Source organism: Paenibacillus sp. J31R30 (genome assembly GCF_059692115.1).
Genome location: NZ_JCAUAV010000001.1, coordinates 1 through 16,770, shown reverse-complemented (window position 1 = coordinate 16,770; position 16,770 = coordinate 1). Strand labels below are relative to the sequence as shown.

10 protein-coding genes and 1 pseudogene are annotated in these 16,770 nt (G+C 43.5%); all 11 read right to left on the bottom strand.

All coding sequences use genetic code 11. The annotated features are described in order from the left end of the window. Nucleotides 1-31 precede the first annotated feature (31 nt). Nucleotides 32-1,399 (bottom strand): alpha-L-fucosidase, encoded by a 1,368-nt coding sequence (locus AC58QO_RS00055; protein WP_497262875.1) that lies wholly within the window; start codon nt 1,397-1,399, stop codon nt 32-34. 165 nt (nt 1,400-1,564) lie between these two features. After that, nucleotides 1,565-6,181, bottom strand: a complete 4,617-nt coding sequence (locus AC58QO_RS00050; RefSeq protein ID WP_497262873.1) for a fibronectin type III domain-containing protein — start codon at nt 6,179-6,181, stop codon at nt 1,565-1,567. A 170-nt stretch (nt 6,182-6,351) separates the two neighbouring features. After that, nucleotides 6,352-7,869, bottom strand: a complete 1,518-nt coding sequence (locus tag AC58QO_RS00045; RefSeq protein WP_497262871.1) for an ABC transporter substrate-binding protein — start codon at nt 7,867-7,869, stop codon at nt 6,352-6,354. A gap of 37 nt (nt 7,870-7,906) precedes the next feature. After that, nucleotides 7,907-8,797, bottom strand: a complete 891-nt coding sequence (locus AC58QO_RS00040) for a carbohydrate ABC transporter permease (protein ID WP_497262869.1) — start codon at nt 8,795-8,797, stop codon at nt 7,907-7,909. 10 nt (nt 8,798-8,807) lie between these two features. Beyond that, on the bottom strand, nt 8,808-9,737 hold the full coding sequence (locus AC58QO_RS00035) for an ABC transporter permease (RefSeq protein WP_497262867.1): 930 nt from the start codon (nt 9,735-9,737) through the stop codon (nt 8,808-8,810). Nucleotides 9,738-9,951: 214 nt separating this feature from the next. Then, nucleotides 9,952-12,291, bottom strand: coding sequence for a helix-turn-helix domain-containing protein (locus AC58QO_RS00030; RefSeq protein ID WP_497264339.1), 2,340 nt, complete (start codon nt 12,289-12,291; stop codon nt 9,952-9,954). Between the two features lie 152 nt (nt 12,292-12,443). After that, nucleotides 12,444-13,241 (bottom strand): polysaccharide deacetylase family protein, encoded by a 798-nt coding sequence (locus tag AC58QO_RS00025; RefSeq protein ID WP_497262865.1) that lies wholly within the window; start codon nt 13,239-13,241, stop codon nt 12,444-12,446. 381 nt (nt 13,242-13,622) lie between these two features. Then, nucleotides 13,623-14,525: an ATP-grasp domain-containing protein gene (locus AC58QO_RS00020; protein WP_497262863.1), complete on the bottom strand. Its 903-nt coding sequence runs from the start codon at nt 14,523-14,525 to the stop codon at nt 13,623-13,625. A 586-nt stretch (nt 14,526-15,111) separates the two neighbouring features. Continuing rightward, nucleotides 15,112-15,723, bottom strand: a complete 612-nt coding sequence (locus AC58QO_RS00015) for a hypothetical protein (protein ID WP_497262861.1) — start codon at nt 15,721-15,723, stop codon at nt 15,112-15,114. A gap of 189 nt (nt 15,724-15,912) precedes the next feature. Continuing rightward, entirely contained in the window at nt 15,913-16,269 is a 357-nt protein-coding gene (locus tag AC58QO_RS00010; RefSeq protein ID WP_497262859.1) for a hypothetical protein, read from the bottom strand. 287 nt (nt 16,270-16,556) lie between these two features. Beyond that, nucleotides 16,557-16,770, bottom strand: a pseudogene (locus AC58QO_RS00005) (carbohydrate ABC transporter permease); the annotation flags it as partial.

Genomic DNA, 16,770 nt, shown 5'->3' with positions numbered 1-16,770 from the left:
TTCCTTGGCTTTATGAATTAGTTGAACAGTATCAGCCTTCAACTTCTTTTTCCCCGAATAGCTCCAATTCCACAACCGTATCTCTCTCATCCGGCAAAGGGTACGTATAGTGACCAGGATTTCCGAAGGCGATAAACACATCCTCGGGAAATTCCGCCGCATTCCAGGGCACGCTTAACCGCAGTTCGGAATGATCGGCAACAAATCGCGCGCGTTTGATTTTACCAGCCATCCCTTTGAGATGAAGACGACCTAAGCTTTCCTCCAAAATATGTGCGTATAGCTTATTCCCCTTCTGCGTATAACGCCCCCATTCTGGTTTCGGATACGCGGCAATACCACAACCATAAATGCTATCGCCGTTGGCGTGCATCCATTCGCCCATTTCTTTCAACACTTGTAGCGTCTTCAAAGGGAATTCCCCCTTCGCCGTTGGCCCAACATTTAAGAGCATATTGCCGTTCTTACTGACACATTCCACCAGCCTGCGAATTAGAAGCTTCGTGGACTTATACATCAAATCTCCTGCATGGTAGCCCCAATTGTTATTCAAAGTGAAGCAAGCCTCCCAGGGCACAGAGCGTCCAGTCGCATCCACAATACCTTCCGGAGGAATAAATTGTTCCGGCGAGGAAAAGTCCCCAGAGCAGATCGAAAGTTCCCCTGTTTTAATGCTGCTGCCATGGGCTTGTAAAATTTCCAATCGGTCATCGACTATAATATCTGGTTGGATCGACCGTACCATTTGCATCAATTCCGTCGCTCTCCACGTTTCGCCCTTCATGTTATCATAGGAAAAATCAAACCACATGATATCGAGCTTCCCGTAATTGGTCAGCAACTCGCGAATTTGCCGATGCATATACGTGACGTAGTTAGAAAGATCATGATTTTTGTCCTTAAAAAGCTCATTATCTCTCATTGGATGATGCCAATCGCCGTAAGCGGGGTAATCTTCATGATGCCAGTCCAATAAGGAATAATATAAGCCGACGGCTAACCCTTCCTCACGAAAAGCATCCAGAAACTCCCGAACGAGATCTCGGCGAGCTTTCGTATTCGTTGCCTTAAAGCTTGTCAGTTCACTATCGAACAAACAGAATCCATCATGGTGCTTCGCCGTAAGTACCGCATATTTCATCCCTGCGTCTTTGGCCGCTTTCGCCCAAGCTTTAGGGTCGTAATTCATAGGATCGAACTGATCGAAATATGTCTGATACGTCTCAGCATCCATTCGTTCCACACTTTGCACCCATTCCCCTCTTGCCGGAATCGCATACAATCCCCAATGGATGAACATGCCAAATCGATCATGCAAAAACCACTTCGTTCTTTGCTCGCGTTCTTCTCTTAGCTTTTCGGTACTCATGACTAAGCGCTCCTCTTCTTGTGTAGTCATTGCTCACTCTTTCATTATTAATAACTGTGCGATCCAGGGCTACTGTCATGTTCGCAGAATGACCGTCATATTCCGACTGTCATATGTTGCTTAGCTGTGAAATCGTGCTGATAAATAATGAAGCCCTGGATATCCTTGTTTCTAGGATTCCAAGGCTTCGTTAAGCTACGGCGTTACGGACACATTGGTGAATGTCGAGGTATTTAGTTGTGTATCATCTTTGCTGGTTACAACAAGCCCTACATAAAAATCCGTTGGGAAGGAGCTTAACGTTTGATTCGTTCCCACTTGTGTCCATGTCGTGCCGTCACTGGATACGAAGCCGGCAATGGTCGTGCCTGACCGAGTTAGCTTCACCCAATACGGTGCAAGTGCTGTAGACAGACCATTCGTTGTAGAGGCAGAGTTGCCTGCTGTCGAGCGCTTAACTAATTTGGCTCCAGCCGTCGGCGTAAGTGCCAATGTGACCTGCGCCGCATTAGCCGCAAGGCTTTCGCGCACCATTATCCCTGCTTTTGCGTTAACGTTGGTATTCTCAACTGATGACACTTTCGCGATGATTTCGCCATTGCCACTGAAGCTCTGGTAGACAAAGCGGAATTCATCCGAATTGCCGCCAATATCCGCGCCGGAACCATCTAAAGTAAATGTGCCGCTCGCATGTGTTCCGCTCCCCGTTAACCCTACACTCCCAATATCCTGTGTGAGCCATGGACTTGGCAATCCCGCAGAAGGCGCATTCGTTGTGACATTTAGCGTCGAGCTTGCGGTTGATGTGTTCCCTGCCGCATCTTTCGCTTTCACCGTGAAGGCATATGCCGTACTCGCCGTCAATCCTGTCACTGTATACGTCGTGGCACCGGTTGTTGTGCCTGCAAGTACGCCGCCTTTGTAAATCTCATAACCGGTTACTCCGACATTGTCCGTAGATGCTGTCCAGGACAGATCCACCGTAGTGTCGGTCTTGGAAGGTGAACTTAGCCCTGTTGGTGCTGTCGGCGCTGACGTATCACTTCCTCCTCCGCCTGCACCAGATAAGCTCACATCGCTGAAGGTTGATGTATTTAACTGGGTGTCATCCTTGCTCGTAACTGCAAGACCAACGACAAGATCTGATTTAAAGTTGCTCATCGTTTGATTAGAGCCTACTTGCGTCCATGTGGTGCCATCGTCAGATACAAAGCCTGCTACCGTAAGCCCGGTGCGAGTCAGCTTTACCCAGTAGGGAGCAACAGCTGTGGAAGGCCCCGTCGTTACGGAGATAGAACCGCCGCTGGAAGAGCGCTTAAGCAGCTTGGCTCCTGCCGTTGGATTCAATGCGAGTGTCACCTGTGCCGAGTTCGCTGCCAGACTCTCCCGCATCATAATGCCTGCTTTCGCATTAGTGTTCGTATTCTCGACAGCTGAGACCTTCGCCACGAGTTCCCCATTTCCGCTTAACGTTTGATAAACAAAACGGAATTCATCAGATGTACCGCCAATGTCAGCACCGGAACCATCTAAGACGAAATTACCTGAGCCGTAGGCAGCATTACCTGCGATGCCTACGCTGCCGATATCCTGCGTTAGCCATGGACTAGGAATGCCAACTGGGGTTGCATACGTAGTGACGCTCAGCGTACTAGACGCTGCGGATGAATTTCCTACCGCATCCTTCGCCTTGACCGTAAAGCTGTATGCCGTCGATGCGGTAAGCCCAGTTACTGTATATGTGGTAGCCCCCGTGGTCGAACCTGCTAGGACACCACCTTTGAAAATGTCATAGCCAGTCACCCCAATATTATCCGTAGAAGTGGCCCACGATAAATTCACGGTTGTATCGGTCTTCGAAGGGGAAGTCAAACTGCTTGGTGTTGAAGGTGCCGTAGTATCTGTCGTCGTTGTCACGTTTACGGCGGAACTCGCTGATGAACGATTGCCAGCGCTATCTCTAGCCTTAACTGTAAAGCTGTATGTCGTCCCTGGTATTAGCCCGGTAACTGTATAACTCGTTGCCCCCGTCGTAGATCCTGTAAGGACACCGTCTTTAAAGATCTCATATCCCGTGACGGCAATATTATCTGTTGAAGCCGACCATGTGAGATTCGCTGTCGTTTCTGTCTTCGACGGAGAAGTCAGCGCAGTTGGCGTTGTTGGTGGCGTGGAATCCGAGACCGGTCCGCCAACCGTCACATAAATGGTCGAGCTTGCCGGTGACACATTGTTAGCCGCATCCTTGGCAACGACATAGAAACTGTGCGTTGCATTGTAAGCGACCCAATGGACGAACATTGATGTGCCTGTTGTAGAGCCATACAAGGTGCCGTTCCTGTACACAAAATACTCCGTGACGCCAACATTATCTGTTGATGCTGTCCACGTTAAATCGACGCTATATCCGACATCCGTAGGACTATTTGACGGAGAAGACAAATTCGTAGGTGCCGTAGGCGGTTGTGAATCGGCTACGCCAACGGATACAAATTGTACACCCAGATCATCAACATAGACGGTTCCCGTACCTGCTGGTTTCTCTACATAGATAGTCGCTGAAGTTTGACTGGCGCCTGTTGTAAATACGAGTGTGTTCTGCAGCCAAGTCGATGCGCCCCCGCTAAATGCGTTACTTACAACGCTGGAGCCGTTGAAATTTTTGACCCCTAATACCACAGTTTCATTCGTTGATGATCGCTTCGCCCATCCTTTAAAGGTGTAGCTGGAATTCGGCTGTAAGCCGGTAATCGTCTGTTCGATGCCGCCGCCATTTCCTTGAATTTTCGCCGCATAGTATTGATTGCGTGAATTTTTACTTTCGGTCTGCCAAGCATTGTCCAGATTGACCGACTTGGTGCTCGTTCCCGTCTGCGTCCACCCATTCAAATTGCCTGTTTCGAAGGTGCCGTTTTCGACCCGATTCATATAAGGTGTATCGACTTGATACATCGTTGGGTTAGGTGGACTGCTGAAGTTATGCCCTGGCGTCCAAGCCGCCGCACCGTATTCATAGGCGCCTGAATCAGGAGCCGTGCCAACATAACCATTATTGATGCCTGGCAGCACGACACCATTATTAATCGCTGGCGAACTGCTTTGCAGCTTGAAATCGTTGCTTGCTGCATTGACGAATAACGGGTTAACCGAAGGAACAATGTTATTCCCTGAAACTGCATTTGCTTGAACTTGTAGAGGATCTGTGAAAATATTATTGAAGAACCGGTTGCCGAACATATCCCAGTTGAAGCCTGATCCCCAGTTGCGTAACCCGCCGTTGTTATACGCCGTATTGTGATACATTAAAATATAATTACTTGGCGTATTAATCCGGAAACCGTCACCGCCTGGAATGTTCCATACGACGTTATGATGAACGATGAAATTGCTCACATTATTGTCCAAATATAAGCCGTCGCTTGCCCCGTTCGTCTTATTATCATGCAGCCAGTTGTGGCTGATGACCGTATTCTTACCGTCGGTATTTGCCGCGTACAACAATCCTAAATCCTTTGTCAACCAACCGCCATTATACAAATTATTGTATTGAACTACGCTTTTGCTTATGTTGGTAAGTGTTATGATATCCCGACCGCCATCATGAGCGGTATTATGACTAATCAAATGGCCCTCACCGGAGGCTTGGATGAGTCCAAAAGCTGTCCCATTGCCATGATAATTACCATCATGAACATAGTTATTGATGACACGGTTGCCCGTTCCTCTAACATTGATAAGAGCTGCAGAACTAAAGGCAAGCTCGGAGTCTCTGATTTCGTTATCAGTCCCCTTGATTAAGATGCCATAGTCCGCTTGATAGGTGTAGGCCAAGTCCCAGTCCGATAAATCAGAGTGAGAAATATAAGAGCCCTTAATCCCCTTGAGCAAGTTATGCTCAGAGGTGTCATTTGTCGTAATCGTTGCACCAAAAATTTCAAATCCATCTAATTCGATGTAGGAACGACTTGATAAATTCACCGCAACTTCCCGTTTCTTCGCCTCCACCGTTAATGTGGATGGATTCACATTGCCTGGCGCATTAAAATACATGCGGTCATTCACACTGTCATACCACCATTCCTTTCCAGTATCCAACGCGCCTTTAATACCTGACATGAAAAAGGTGTTACCCGCTTTTATATCATAGTTCGCGCTTGTGTACGTACTGAATGGCGTTACGGTCAGCTGCTTCGATGAAGCCACATAGTTCGTGACTCGACTCGTTTTGGCCTGCCAGGCTGCACCTGAAGCACTCCAAATTGTCGCGCCGTTCCAGAAACCGTCTCCTCCAGGTATGGACGCATTTACGATGGTTGTTCGATTTGTCCCTGACTGCGCATCAGCAAGCGTCGGCTGAAATAGCGTGCCGACATTATTCGGCCATCTCGCCTCCGTCATCATCGTGCCACTGGCAAATAATTGGTTCTTATCGGCAAGGTCCCAGTTCATGCTCGCATAGTACATAGCCCCAGATTCTAACGTCCATCCGCTTAGCAGCTCTGTACCGCTAATAATCGCTCGCTCATCGTTATAGTTCCGAAACACGATCGGATTACTCGAGGTTCCCGAATTGAGTGGCGTGACCGTCTCTCGGTACGTTCCTCCTCGGATCTCACACGTGTCACCCGCCGTTGCTACATTCGCACATTTCTGAATCGTTTGGAACGGGGAAGCCAGTGTTCCCGGGTTAGCATCACTTCCTGTCGGTGATACAAAATACGTACTACCTGCTGCTTCTGCAGCATTCAGCGGAAGAAATGTCGATACTAATGCTGTCATTAGTATGATTTTCAAGCTTGCCTTTTTCTTCATTGAGACACATCCTCTCATTCACAATCTTTGTCCATGCTGAACTTTAAACTTCATCCAACCCCTTATGTTCTCCTTCACCACCACCCTTCCAACAACAAACGGATCCTGATAACTCAAAGGAAATTTCCTAGAGATCAGAATCCGTCATGCTGTCACGTAGTAGGAATTACTTATTTCGTTTTCTTCCACTCATCCAGCTGTTTTTGAACCTCAGCAACGATCTTGTCGATTCCCGCTTTCTTCAATTTTTCAAGAAACTCTGGATATTTATCTTTCATGTCTACTGCACCTGTATTGAATCCAGGGCCATACTCGTCGCCAAGGGAAGTGACGTTAGCAATTTCCGCTGCAACCGGCGCAGTTTGGAATTTAAAGCCCATAATCGGAGATGGCTTCGCTGTTTCGTTTAACAGCTTCGTCTCTTCGGCAATTTTAGGATCTTTACCTTCAACTGGATAATCGTTGAATACATTGCCAATCGTCCAATCCGCCAAACCATAGCCGCTATCTTTGATTAATTTTAAAGTACCGTCAGCATTTTTCGTGTAATGTTTGCCTTCCACACCATAAACGAGAAGATTATAGAGCGCTTTATCCGTATTCACTAAGTTGATCAACATCATAGCGCGATCTGGGTTAGCCGACTTCGCATTAATCGCTTGCATCGTTGTGATGATGGTGTTCGTTCCTGCGTAGGCATCAGTAATCGGAGCGAAGACGATATCGTTGTTGCCGTTTTGTGCTTTCCGCTCAAGTTCACCGCCTGGCTTCAATACGTTGTGGAATCCGAACACGGATTTGCCGGTTTTTTGCAGATCAGTTTTGGATTTCAGTGTTGCGGCATCCTGATTGATATAGCCTTTCAAATACCAATTACGCATCATGTCCATATACTGTTTGAATTCGGCGGTCTCATAAATATTTACGACTTTATCCGGGTTATTGATATTGATGTAAGCCATACCAGAAACGATCGGCTCCATATTAAACGATCTTGGCATATTTCCGAAACTGCCGCCACGATCCGTCGCATAGACGAATTCTGCTTTTTCGCCAGCTTTGACTTGTTCAAACATCGCTTCAATGTCGGACACTTTTTTGATTTTCGTTAAATCAAGCTTATATTGATCGACAAATCGTTTTTGGATAAAGAAGCCTTCTTTATTTGTAACGGTTTGATAATTCGGAATCGCGTAAATCTTTCCGCCGATTTTCGTCGCATCCCATACAAACTGCGGCATGCTTTTCTTCAATTCAGGACCGTATTTATTGAGCAGATCATCCAGCGCCAGGAATGCGCCTTTGGATTGATTTTGCACATAATCGAAGTTCCAATTCGAAGTCCACATAATGTCTGCTTTTTCACCGGAGGCAACAACCGTATTCATCTTTTGTGTATAGTCGCTGGATGCAATCGGCATCAGCTTTACTGTTGCATTAATTTTCTCTTTAATGATTTTGTTTGCAGCTTCTTCAACGGTTTTAAGATCAGCAGGTACTGTGGATGCGGACAAATACCAGACAAGCTCAACCGGCTTTAATTCAGGTGCTTTCGTAGCTGTTGCTGCTGTTGTCGCTGTAGCTGCACTCGGGCTGACTGCTGCATCTTTTGTCGAGCTGCAAGCCACAAGCAAGGTAAGTGTACAGAACGTTGCCGTTAGAACGGTAAATGGTTTTCTCATTTTCATAGATATAGGACCTCCTTCTATTTGTAAGCCTTTTCAACTAGCTTTTAATAGAGCCAACCGTTAAGCCAGCAATGAAATAACGTTGAAAGAATGGAAAGACAATCATCATCGGGCCAGCCGCTAGTACAGCCATTGCCATGCGCGCCGATAAGGTTGGGAACTGCGAGATGTCAATGCTGACATTCACGAGATCCACATTGTTAGTAAGAAAATCAATCATGCTCATAATTCGATACAACAGCAGCTGCAAGGGAACTAAATGCGGTTCATTAATGAATAAAAGACTGAGCCACCAATCGTTCCAGTACACAAAAGAGATAAATAACCCTACTGTCGCTAAAGCTGGCTTTGATAACGGAAGAACAATTGTCCAATAAATTCGCCATTCACTTGAACCGTCGATTTTGGCCGATTCGAAGATTTCGTGCGGAATCTTTTCCAGGAACCCTTTCATGATTAAAACATAGAACGGGCTGATTAGATAGGGAATAATAAGCGCCCAAATCGTATCGTTCAAGTGTAGATATTGGGTGACCAAGATGTAAAACGGAACAAGCCCGCCATTAAACAGCATGGTGAAAAAGATAAACAGCGTTGTTACCCGTCGATAGCGATAATCCTTGCGGGAGATGGAAAAGGCAGCCATGGTCGTCAGTAAGAGACCGACGATGGTCCCGATTACAGTAACGCTTACTGTCACGCCATAGGCTCGCAGCATCTGAGCTGGACTCTTCAGAATGATGGTATAAGCCAGGAAGTCGATGTTCTTCGGGATCAGTTGATATCCGGAAGCAAGCAAATCCTTCTCATCGGTTAACGATATCGCGATAACCAGAAGAAGCGGGATTAGAATCGCAATCGACATCAGAATAAAAAAGGTATGTATGACTACCTGTGTGCCCCGAATAGGTCTGCTTACCGTATTCATGTAGACCTCCTTACCATAAAGCATGGTCCTTATTAATTTTGCCAGTAATATAATTTGCAGTAAGCACTAGAACGAACCCCACAATGGATTGGTACAAGCCGACTGCCGTTGACATCCCCAAGTCACCTAAGACGCGCAAAGAGCGATACACGTAGGTGTCGATAACATCCGTCACAGGGTATAGGAAGCTAACGTCATTGGGTACGAAATAAAACAAGCCAAAATCTGCACGGAAGATGCCGCCAACTGCTACGATAAATAAGATAATAATAAGCGGTGTCAATAACGGAACCGTAATGTGACGGATCAACTGCAGCTTGGTAGCCCCGTCTATTTTGGCCGCATCGTAGTAGCTGGGTTCAATACCCAATATGCCGGCATAATAGATGAGCGCTGAAAAACCTACTGATTTCCATAAGTAAACTAGTACAATGATGACAGGCCAATAAACGGGATCTTGGTACCAATTAATCGGGTTTATTCCGAAGAAGCCAAGCAATTGATTCAGAAATCCATGCTTATTTTCCAAGAAACCAATCGTAATATAGCTGACGACAACCCACGATAAAAAGTACGGTAAAAACATAATCGTTTGATGTATTTTCAGCCATTTCCGATTGATCTCATTCATCAGAATAGCAAGGGACACCGCAATGACAGTTGTTAAGACAATAAAAGAGCCATTATACAAAATTGTGTTGCGAGTAATCCGAAAAGCATTACTTGATGTAAAGAAGAATTCAAAATTTTTTAAGCCTACCCAATCGCTCCCCCACATGCCTTGTGCGTAATTGTATTTTTTAAAAGCAATCACGAGCCCTACCAGCGGGAGGTAATTAAATATCAGTTTAAAAAGTACAGCTGGAAAGGAAAGAAAAAATAATTCCCGATTGCGTACCATGTGTTTCCACTCTTTCCGTGTCCAACCAAGCCAATTCATTTCAATCATCACCTCCTCTAGTTCTGGCCCCCTGCTGCTCTTATCTTCTCGCATTAAATAGGGAATAGATACTGAGGAAACTGTACGTTTGACTACATAATCCGGACTGTCATTTTTGAATCTACTGTAAAATAGTGCGACAGCTGCACGATTTTTTAGCAAAAAAGCCGCTAAATCAGCTATTCGCTAATCAACGGCTTGACGCATTACGCTTTTATAAGCTGCGGCTCATTCGGAATTCGTTAGGCGTTACACCAATTTTCTTTTTAAATAGTTTGAAAAAGTTACTCTCGTTATTGAATCCAACCTTGCGAATAATCTCTACAATACTATCTTCCGAATGTTCAAGGAGCTGCAGCGAATGATTTAACCTTACCTGGTTTACATAATCGGCTACAGACATCGCTTCTTTACTGCGGAAATAACGCCCCAGATAACCGGAAGACATTTTAAAGGTATCTGCTATGGACTGTAAGCTAAGATTGGGATCCGTATAATTTTGCTCAACCATTTCTTTAACAGCGCCAATGAGAAATTCCGGTTTTTCTTTCTTGCCGCTCTCCCGCTCCTGAATTAACTCTTGAAGCATGTGCAGCATAATAAGCTGCATGTCCGCCAACGTTTCCTGTTCCCAAATACGGCGCGAATATATATTAAAATCTATCGTTAAAGGTTGAGATCTGACCAAATTCAGCTCTCGCAAGGTTTCTTTAAGATACATGAACAGCTGCATCACCGCTGTATCCAGATCTTCGCAATGGCAAGTCGCAATAGAATCGAAAATCTCCTTCAAATGCTGCTGTATGAACTCTTCCTGATTGCTTTTTATACTTTCCCCTAATTTTTTGCACGTTTCCATTGGAATAAGCTCATCCATCTGCGTTTTTCTCTGTTGTTCATACATCTCTGGTGTAATAACAGACATTTTCCCTAAGATGGACCTCAGCTGGGCATGACGTTGTACTTGTTGATACTGTGTTGTCATAGCCTGAAAATGCGTAAGGGGTTCACTTACAATTGCCGTTAATGATACTTTGTAATAACTGAAAATTAATCGTTGTATTCCTTTGATTTTATCCAACATGATAGCCATATCTGCTCTTTGATTAAGTTCATAATCGTCTGGCAGCTGAATTAACAGGAGAAGATGATCATGCATCATATCGACGGTTTGATTCACGTAACGATCCCCAATGATTTCTTTAGAAATATTAGCAATCGCAAATCGAATTAGCTTTCGTTCGGCGTCCGTATGGTGAAAATTGAATGATGCGTAATCATCTATTTTGAACATGACGAACAGGTACGGCTTCGCTGCAATCCAGAGCTGCCCTTGCGTATACTGGCTGATCTGCTCCTCGGATATATTGGCGCTATCTGTCGCCCACTGCCGAATAAAATAATCATACAACACCTGCTGGTTCACTGAGCTCTTGGCCATTAGTCTACTCATGCTATCCTGCATATTGGCATATACGGAAGATAAAAACTTCAGCTCATCGTGATCCTGCTTACGGGAATCTGACTCACGAGTAGGTAAGCGCTTTAATTCATTTAGTAATCGGCTCATTGGTTTATAGGTCTGAACGAAGAAGAAAGGAGAAATAATCAAAGACAAAATAATAATAGCCAATAAAGCCAACAACGAAAATTTACCAATTTGATTGATCTTGCTAAACACTTGATCGTAAGGCTGTATACTGACAACTTTCCACTGATTCGCTTTCGAAGACATGTAGGTAACAATTTGTTTCTCCGCACCACTTTTGGTAACAAAGTAACCTGAAGAATCTGTGGCAGAAAGCAGCTTTCGCATCAGTTCAGGACGACTGTTCTCACCTGGCACGATTTGATTCGACGTTTCGATGACATGTCCCTGATCATCCATTAAAAAAACTGTGCCCAGCGAATTATTCGCCAGCTCGTTAATCGTTTTGATATTATCAAACAGCCACTCCGGCTTTACTTGAATCATTAATACACTTTCGTTGCCTGTATAGCTGCCGATCGACCCATACATTAAATACGCAAATCCGTTTCGTACTAATCCCCCTACCTGATCCACAAAAGGAATAAACGTAAGTTTAGGCACATCAGGATGCTCGCGTAAGTACCTCTTAAGCGTGCTTTCATTCTGCAATCCACACTGAACCGTGTTGGTTGCAGAGGAAGAATACGTGCAGTTATTGAGAGCATTGTACACGGTAATGGAATTGATAAATAAATTCGAGGAAGCAATTTGCTCTAGCTTGTTCAGTTTATTGTATAATTGGAAAACTTCAAATTCTTGAGAGTTCATTAATGAAGTTAGATCTCGGTCGTTGAAAGAGGAAATTGCTAACGTCTTGGCCATATCGTTCAAACTATCAATATTGTACGCAACCTGGTTCAATACTTTACGATTCGCATCCTGCTGCAGCTCCAGGGTTGTCGTACGTGAATAGACGTACACAGCCGAACAAAAAAACAAGAGGAACAAAATGACAAGAAGCATATTCGTCCATACCATCCGCCAAAAAAACTTGCGGGATCTGTACTGCTGAAGCAGGTTCATCAATCGTGTTTCCTCCTCAATAAGAAGCAAAGCATTCTAATTTACATTGTGCACAAAACCTTTAAGGCCAGCAAGGAAATATTTGGAATATTGAGGGGGAGAAACCGAAAAAAGGAGATAACGAATGCAATCCGTCTCTCCCTTCATTATATTTACAGCGTCCTTTGCTCCCCGCTTTTCACTTCCACGATTTGTCCGTCGACGCTTAGACAAATGCTTAGTGCTGTCGGGTTGTAGACGAATTCCAGTGAAGCTGAGAATTTTAGTTGTTCATACGATTTGACATAATCAATAATCTCCAAGTTTGTGGCATACCAGATTTCCTCTCTTCCCCCTGCATAGGCACAGAATGACTCCATCAGATCCCAATTGTTATCGTGATCGAACTCATAGCTGTGCCCCCAAATATACATGAGATATAGATACTGCGTGTGGTTCAAACTGACAAACTTCTCAGCATACTTCATTAAATCTTGATTATGATGACAAGTTGGCTCCCATTCCAACCAATCATCCGGCATACCGAATTGTCCGAAGCCTGGGACCTTTCTAGCATATTCGATGCCAAGCCCGGGCAATATTCCTTGTACTCTGCGGTTGTATGAATTATTCGGGTATGACATCCCTCGCACAGTACAACCCATGATGCGTTCCAGATTCTTCCGGTCTTCAATCACTTCTTGGACGATGAGCTCATTCGGACATCGCGCCATTGTCGGATGGGTCAAGGTATGTACCGATACCTCATGCCCTTCGTAAAGGGACTTGATTTCATGTTCCTTCACGCGATCTGGATTAGCAAGCAATCCCGAATTGATATGAAAAGTACCCTTAATCCCATTGCGATTGAAAATATCCACAAGCCGTTTATCGGCAATTTTGCCGTCATCGTAGCTCATGGTAAGCGCTTTGTGACGTCCTCCCGGAAAACACATAACTATTCTCGGCATACAAATTCCTCCTTGTTATTCTTGAGGTATGTAAACTGACCTTTCTTCCATTTTCTCAGCTTGCGCACGACATGGATACTAAAGAAAATAGATCGTAATATATAAAGTGGACTATGAAATTTGAATTAACTGTTAAAATGTGTGCTTATTTTTGTTTCAGAAATGAGCAATTGATTTTTGTGGGCATATAACAAAGAAGCAGTGACAACCACTGCTTCCATTAAGATTTATACTAGGCGGTACCAAAAGAAACGGAACTAGCGTTTCCCTTTCTGGCTACTAAGTAATTTAGATTAATAGGTAGATAAACGATTTATTATCAGATGGAACTTTACCCAAAGCGTGAATATGGTGTTAGCTGAAGCTTCTGCCCTCCCTGAATCACCTCGTACGCTCTTTAATGGATATATAAAATCCCAGAATGTTTGAATCAATTGGTAAGCCAGATACTTGCCCATCTCCAATTTCAATAATTATCCAGTCCCCAGAATCTGTCTTTCCGATGTCCATCGTAAAAAAGTTACTTCCAATATTCTGAGCAAGACGATTGAAGATCGTTAAATCAGGTTTCTCATCATCGTAATGTATATCTTCCCAATAATCTAATTGAAGAAGAAATTGTTTTTGGAAATAAAACAACCTATATTCCTTTGAGAGTGGTATCTGACTCTTGGAATGTATAGATATTCTTTCAAGATTCACAAACTCTCTAAATACTATACCTTCATTAATGTGTTCACCTTGTCGATCAATGAAGTTCTTGATTACAATGGTTGCATGATTTCTATCCGAAGCATCAGGTATGAAAAATGATTCGTTCCATTCGTGTTTCCTAGATTTCACATAGTCCTTTATGATAATCGGCTTGTTCCCAAACTCAGACAGATTACTTTGGATTTGATCGAAATCATTATTTAGGTTTTCAATATGAATCCAATTGCTATAAGGGGTAAAGTCTTTAATCTTATTATAAGAATTTGGAAACCAATGACCATTCTTATATTCATCAGGATTGTTGATGAGAATTATATTCTTCTTTTGTAATCCGTTGTATAAGTTTTCATAGTTCTTAGGCTTCATCATCCAGCCTCTATATAGAGCTGATTCATGAGATTCAACTGCATTAATCTTACTTATGGACTTGTCAGTATTGCCTTCCAATAACTCTTCAAGACAAATCAACATGACAGAAAACCCCAGTGATTTAGCAATGGAATATTCCATCTCATAATCAAAGTCAACTGCATTTTTATTCATCGGATCTGAACAAAAAATAAGAAACATATTGATTCGACTCCCATATTGGATTTGATCTTGCACTTTCAGAAGTTTCAGCTAACGATATTTTTCGAACTTCGCAAGCACCTTAAATGTGTTACATATTCGTGAGTCGGATTAAACTATCCTGCCCGTTAGCGGAGTAAAGGGCTGCCACGCGGAAGCCCTTTTGTTAATTAAGCTATAGTTCTCCTTTAGCTTAATCCACTCTACATATACCTATATTCATTAGTTGTTCATTTAAATTCCATTCGATTGGTCTTTTCTTTTTAATAAACCAAATTGCTCCCTCAATAATCCATTCATCTCTATAGGTTTCTATAGTTTTTCTTCGAAGTAAATCATCGTATCCCGATTGAAAGCCGCAACAAGAACAAATATTGTAATTGGGAGCACCTGATTCAAGAAATTGCGGCTTGGTAAGTTGATCATATCCACAAACAACGCATATATACATTACCGTTTCCTTTCTTAGACTTGGCGTTATCGCTGCGATTCAAAGATGTTTGAACTATAGTTCTCCGTTAGCTTAGCCGTGCTTGATTTACTTTCACAGCGATCAAATCTGATGATTCTTTGGGATAATCCATTGTTAAAATGCTGTTGGTCCGCCATCTCCTCTTGGAGCAACTTTCGTTACATGTACAAGCTTCTTATCGAACTTAGCATATATAGCTTGAACTTGCTCATCAGTAAAAGCACCTTCAACTTCAATACTTTGCTTATCAACAAAGTAACCAGATGTGTAGAACATATCTTTTGGCTTAATTGTATAGAAGATAAATTTTGATACTTCGTTACTCATTTCACTCATTTCTAAAGTTGTTTGAGAGATTCTAGATTTAACGAACTTCACTTTTGCACCAAGCTTTTCTTCCAATTCTTTACGAATAGCTTTCATTTCTTCCGCATCTTCTTTAAGTACCACAAATACTACCTGAAGATTGTCATTGTCCCAGTACCAATCTAATTGTTCCATATATTTCAATCGATCTGCATCTGTCATTTTCTCACTGCTTTGATTTTCTTTAAGAAAATACCTTTCAACAACACCTTCAACAACTGGATGTACTTCTCTTTGAAAAGCAGCTACTTGATCATTCTCAGCTTTCGTAACTTTCTCATTGGTACGCTGTGCGCTAGTCAATGCAATTGCAGTTGCTACCAATACTACCGAAATAACTATTATGATTCGACTTTTCATTCCATATTCCCCTTTTTCTAGATGCGTTATATAGACGTTTTGTTTTAGAGAATGTTTCGTTCACATTTATGGAAATTGGAGGGGTATCTCTTTAGTTTGTTAAGTTATCCTGCCCGTCAGTTGAGCAAAGGGCTGCCACGCGGCAGCCCTTTTGTTAATTAAGCTATAGTTCCTCGTTAGCTCAACAAGCTAGTACTCTTTTAGGCGATGGTTAGGATAGTTCTTCTCCGCCTCCTTCGCAAATCGCTGAATCCGCTCCTTAATTTTGAGCAGACCGGCAGGCCCCTCGCCGATAACAAAGGTTTGCTTTTCCGTTATCCCCTTAATCGACCAAGTAAGTGTATCCGTCCATCCATCGCACACCATCCCTTGCTCCAGACGCGTATCAACTTCCTGCTCCCACGGGCGGGAAAGAATAACCTTTGCAAGATTTTGGTAGACTCGCTTGGAGGCCATCCATCGGTGTCCGTTCGGAAGGGCGTACGGCAAGTCCTCTCCGTCGCAAGTGTACTCCATCATACCGTCGGGCTGATAACGCAATTTCATGTATCCGAAGGGATGGCCTGCGAAAAACTCCAGTTGAATCCATTCGATACAGCATCACTCCTTCTTGTAAAGACTCTCATATAGCTTTTTTACGAACTACTCAAATTCTAGTGATTATAACTAACCTGCCCTCGTAAAACGACAGCCATTACGCTGGTTGCCGTTTCTCTGTATGCATTACGCTATCGTTATCCGTTAGTTCAATGGTTTATCTATCCATTGAGGGAATTGTCATCAATTCAAGCTCTCATTAATTCGATAAACGCCAGAGGGGATTTTCATTCCTGTTATTCCTTCACAGCTCCCAGCATTATTCCGGATACGAAATATTTTTGCAAAAATGGATACACGATAAGCATCGGCACCATGGCTATAAAGACCTTGGCGGCATTGAGTGTCCTGTTGGATAACTCAGACAGCTTTTTATATTGTTCAGGCGTGAGGTTTGTGCCGACCGGGATGTTAACAACCAACTGCTGAATATAGGTTTGCAGCGGATAT

Coding starts and splice junctions, on each gene's coding strand:
- AC58QO_RS00055 (WP_497262875.1), bottom strand. CDS start 1,399: ATGACTACACAAGAAGAGGAGCGCTTAGTCATGAGTACCGAAAAGCTA.
- AC58QO_RS00050 (WP_497262873.1), bottom strand. CDS start 6,181: ATGAAGAAAAAGGCAAGCTTGAAAATCATACTAATGACAGCATTAGTA.
- AC58QO_RS00045 (WP_497262871.1), bottom strand. CDS start 7,869: ATGAAAATGAGAAAACCATTTACCGTTCTAACGGCAACGTTCTGTACA.
- AC58QO_RS00040 (WP_497262869.1), bottom strand. CDS start 8,797: ATGAATACGGTAAGCAGACCTATTCGGGGCACACAGGTAGTCATACAT.
- AC58QO_RS00035 (WP_497262867.1), bottom strand. CDS start 9,737: ATGAATTGGCTTGGTTGGACACGGAAAGAGTGGAAACACATGGTACGC.
- AC58QO_RS00030 (WP_497264339.1), bottom strand. CDS start 12,291: ATGAACCTGCTTCAGCAGTACAGATCCCGCAAGTTTTTTTGGCGGATG.
- AC58QO_RS00025 (WP_497262865.1), bottom strand. CDS start 13,241: ATGCCGAGAATAGTTATGTGTTTTCCGGGAGGACGTCACAAAGCGCTT.
- AC58QO_RS00020 (WP_497262863.1), bottom strand. CDS start 14,525: ATGTTTCTTATTTTTTGTTCAGATCCGATGAATAAAAATGCAGTTGAC.
- AC58QO_RS00015 (WP_497262861.1), bottom strand. CDS start 15,723: ATGAAAAGTCGAATCATAATAGTTATTTCGGTAGTATTGGTAGCAACT.
- AC58QO_RS00010 (WP_497262859.1), bottom strand. CDS start 16,269: ATGAAATTGCGTTATCAGCCCGACGGTATGATGGAGTACACTTGCGAC.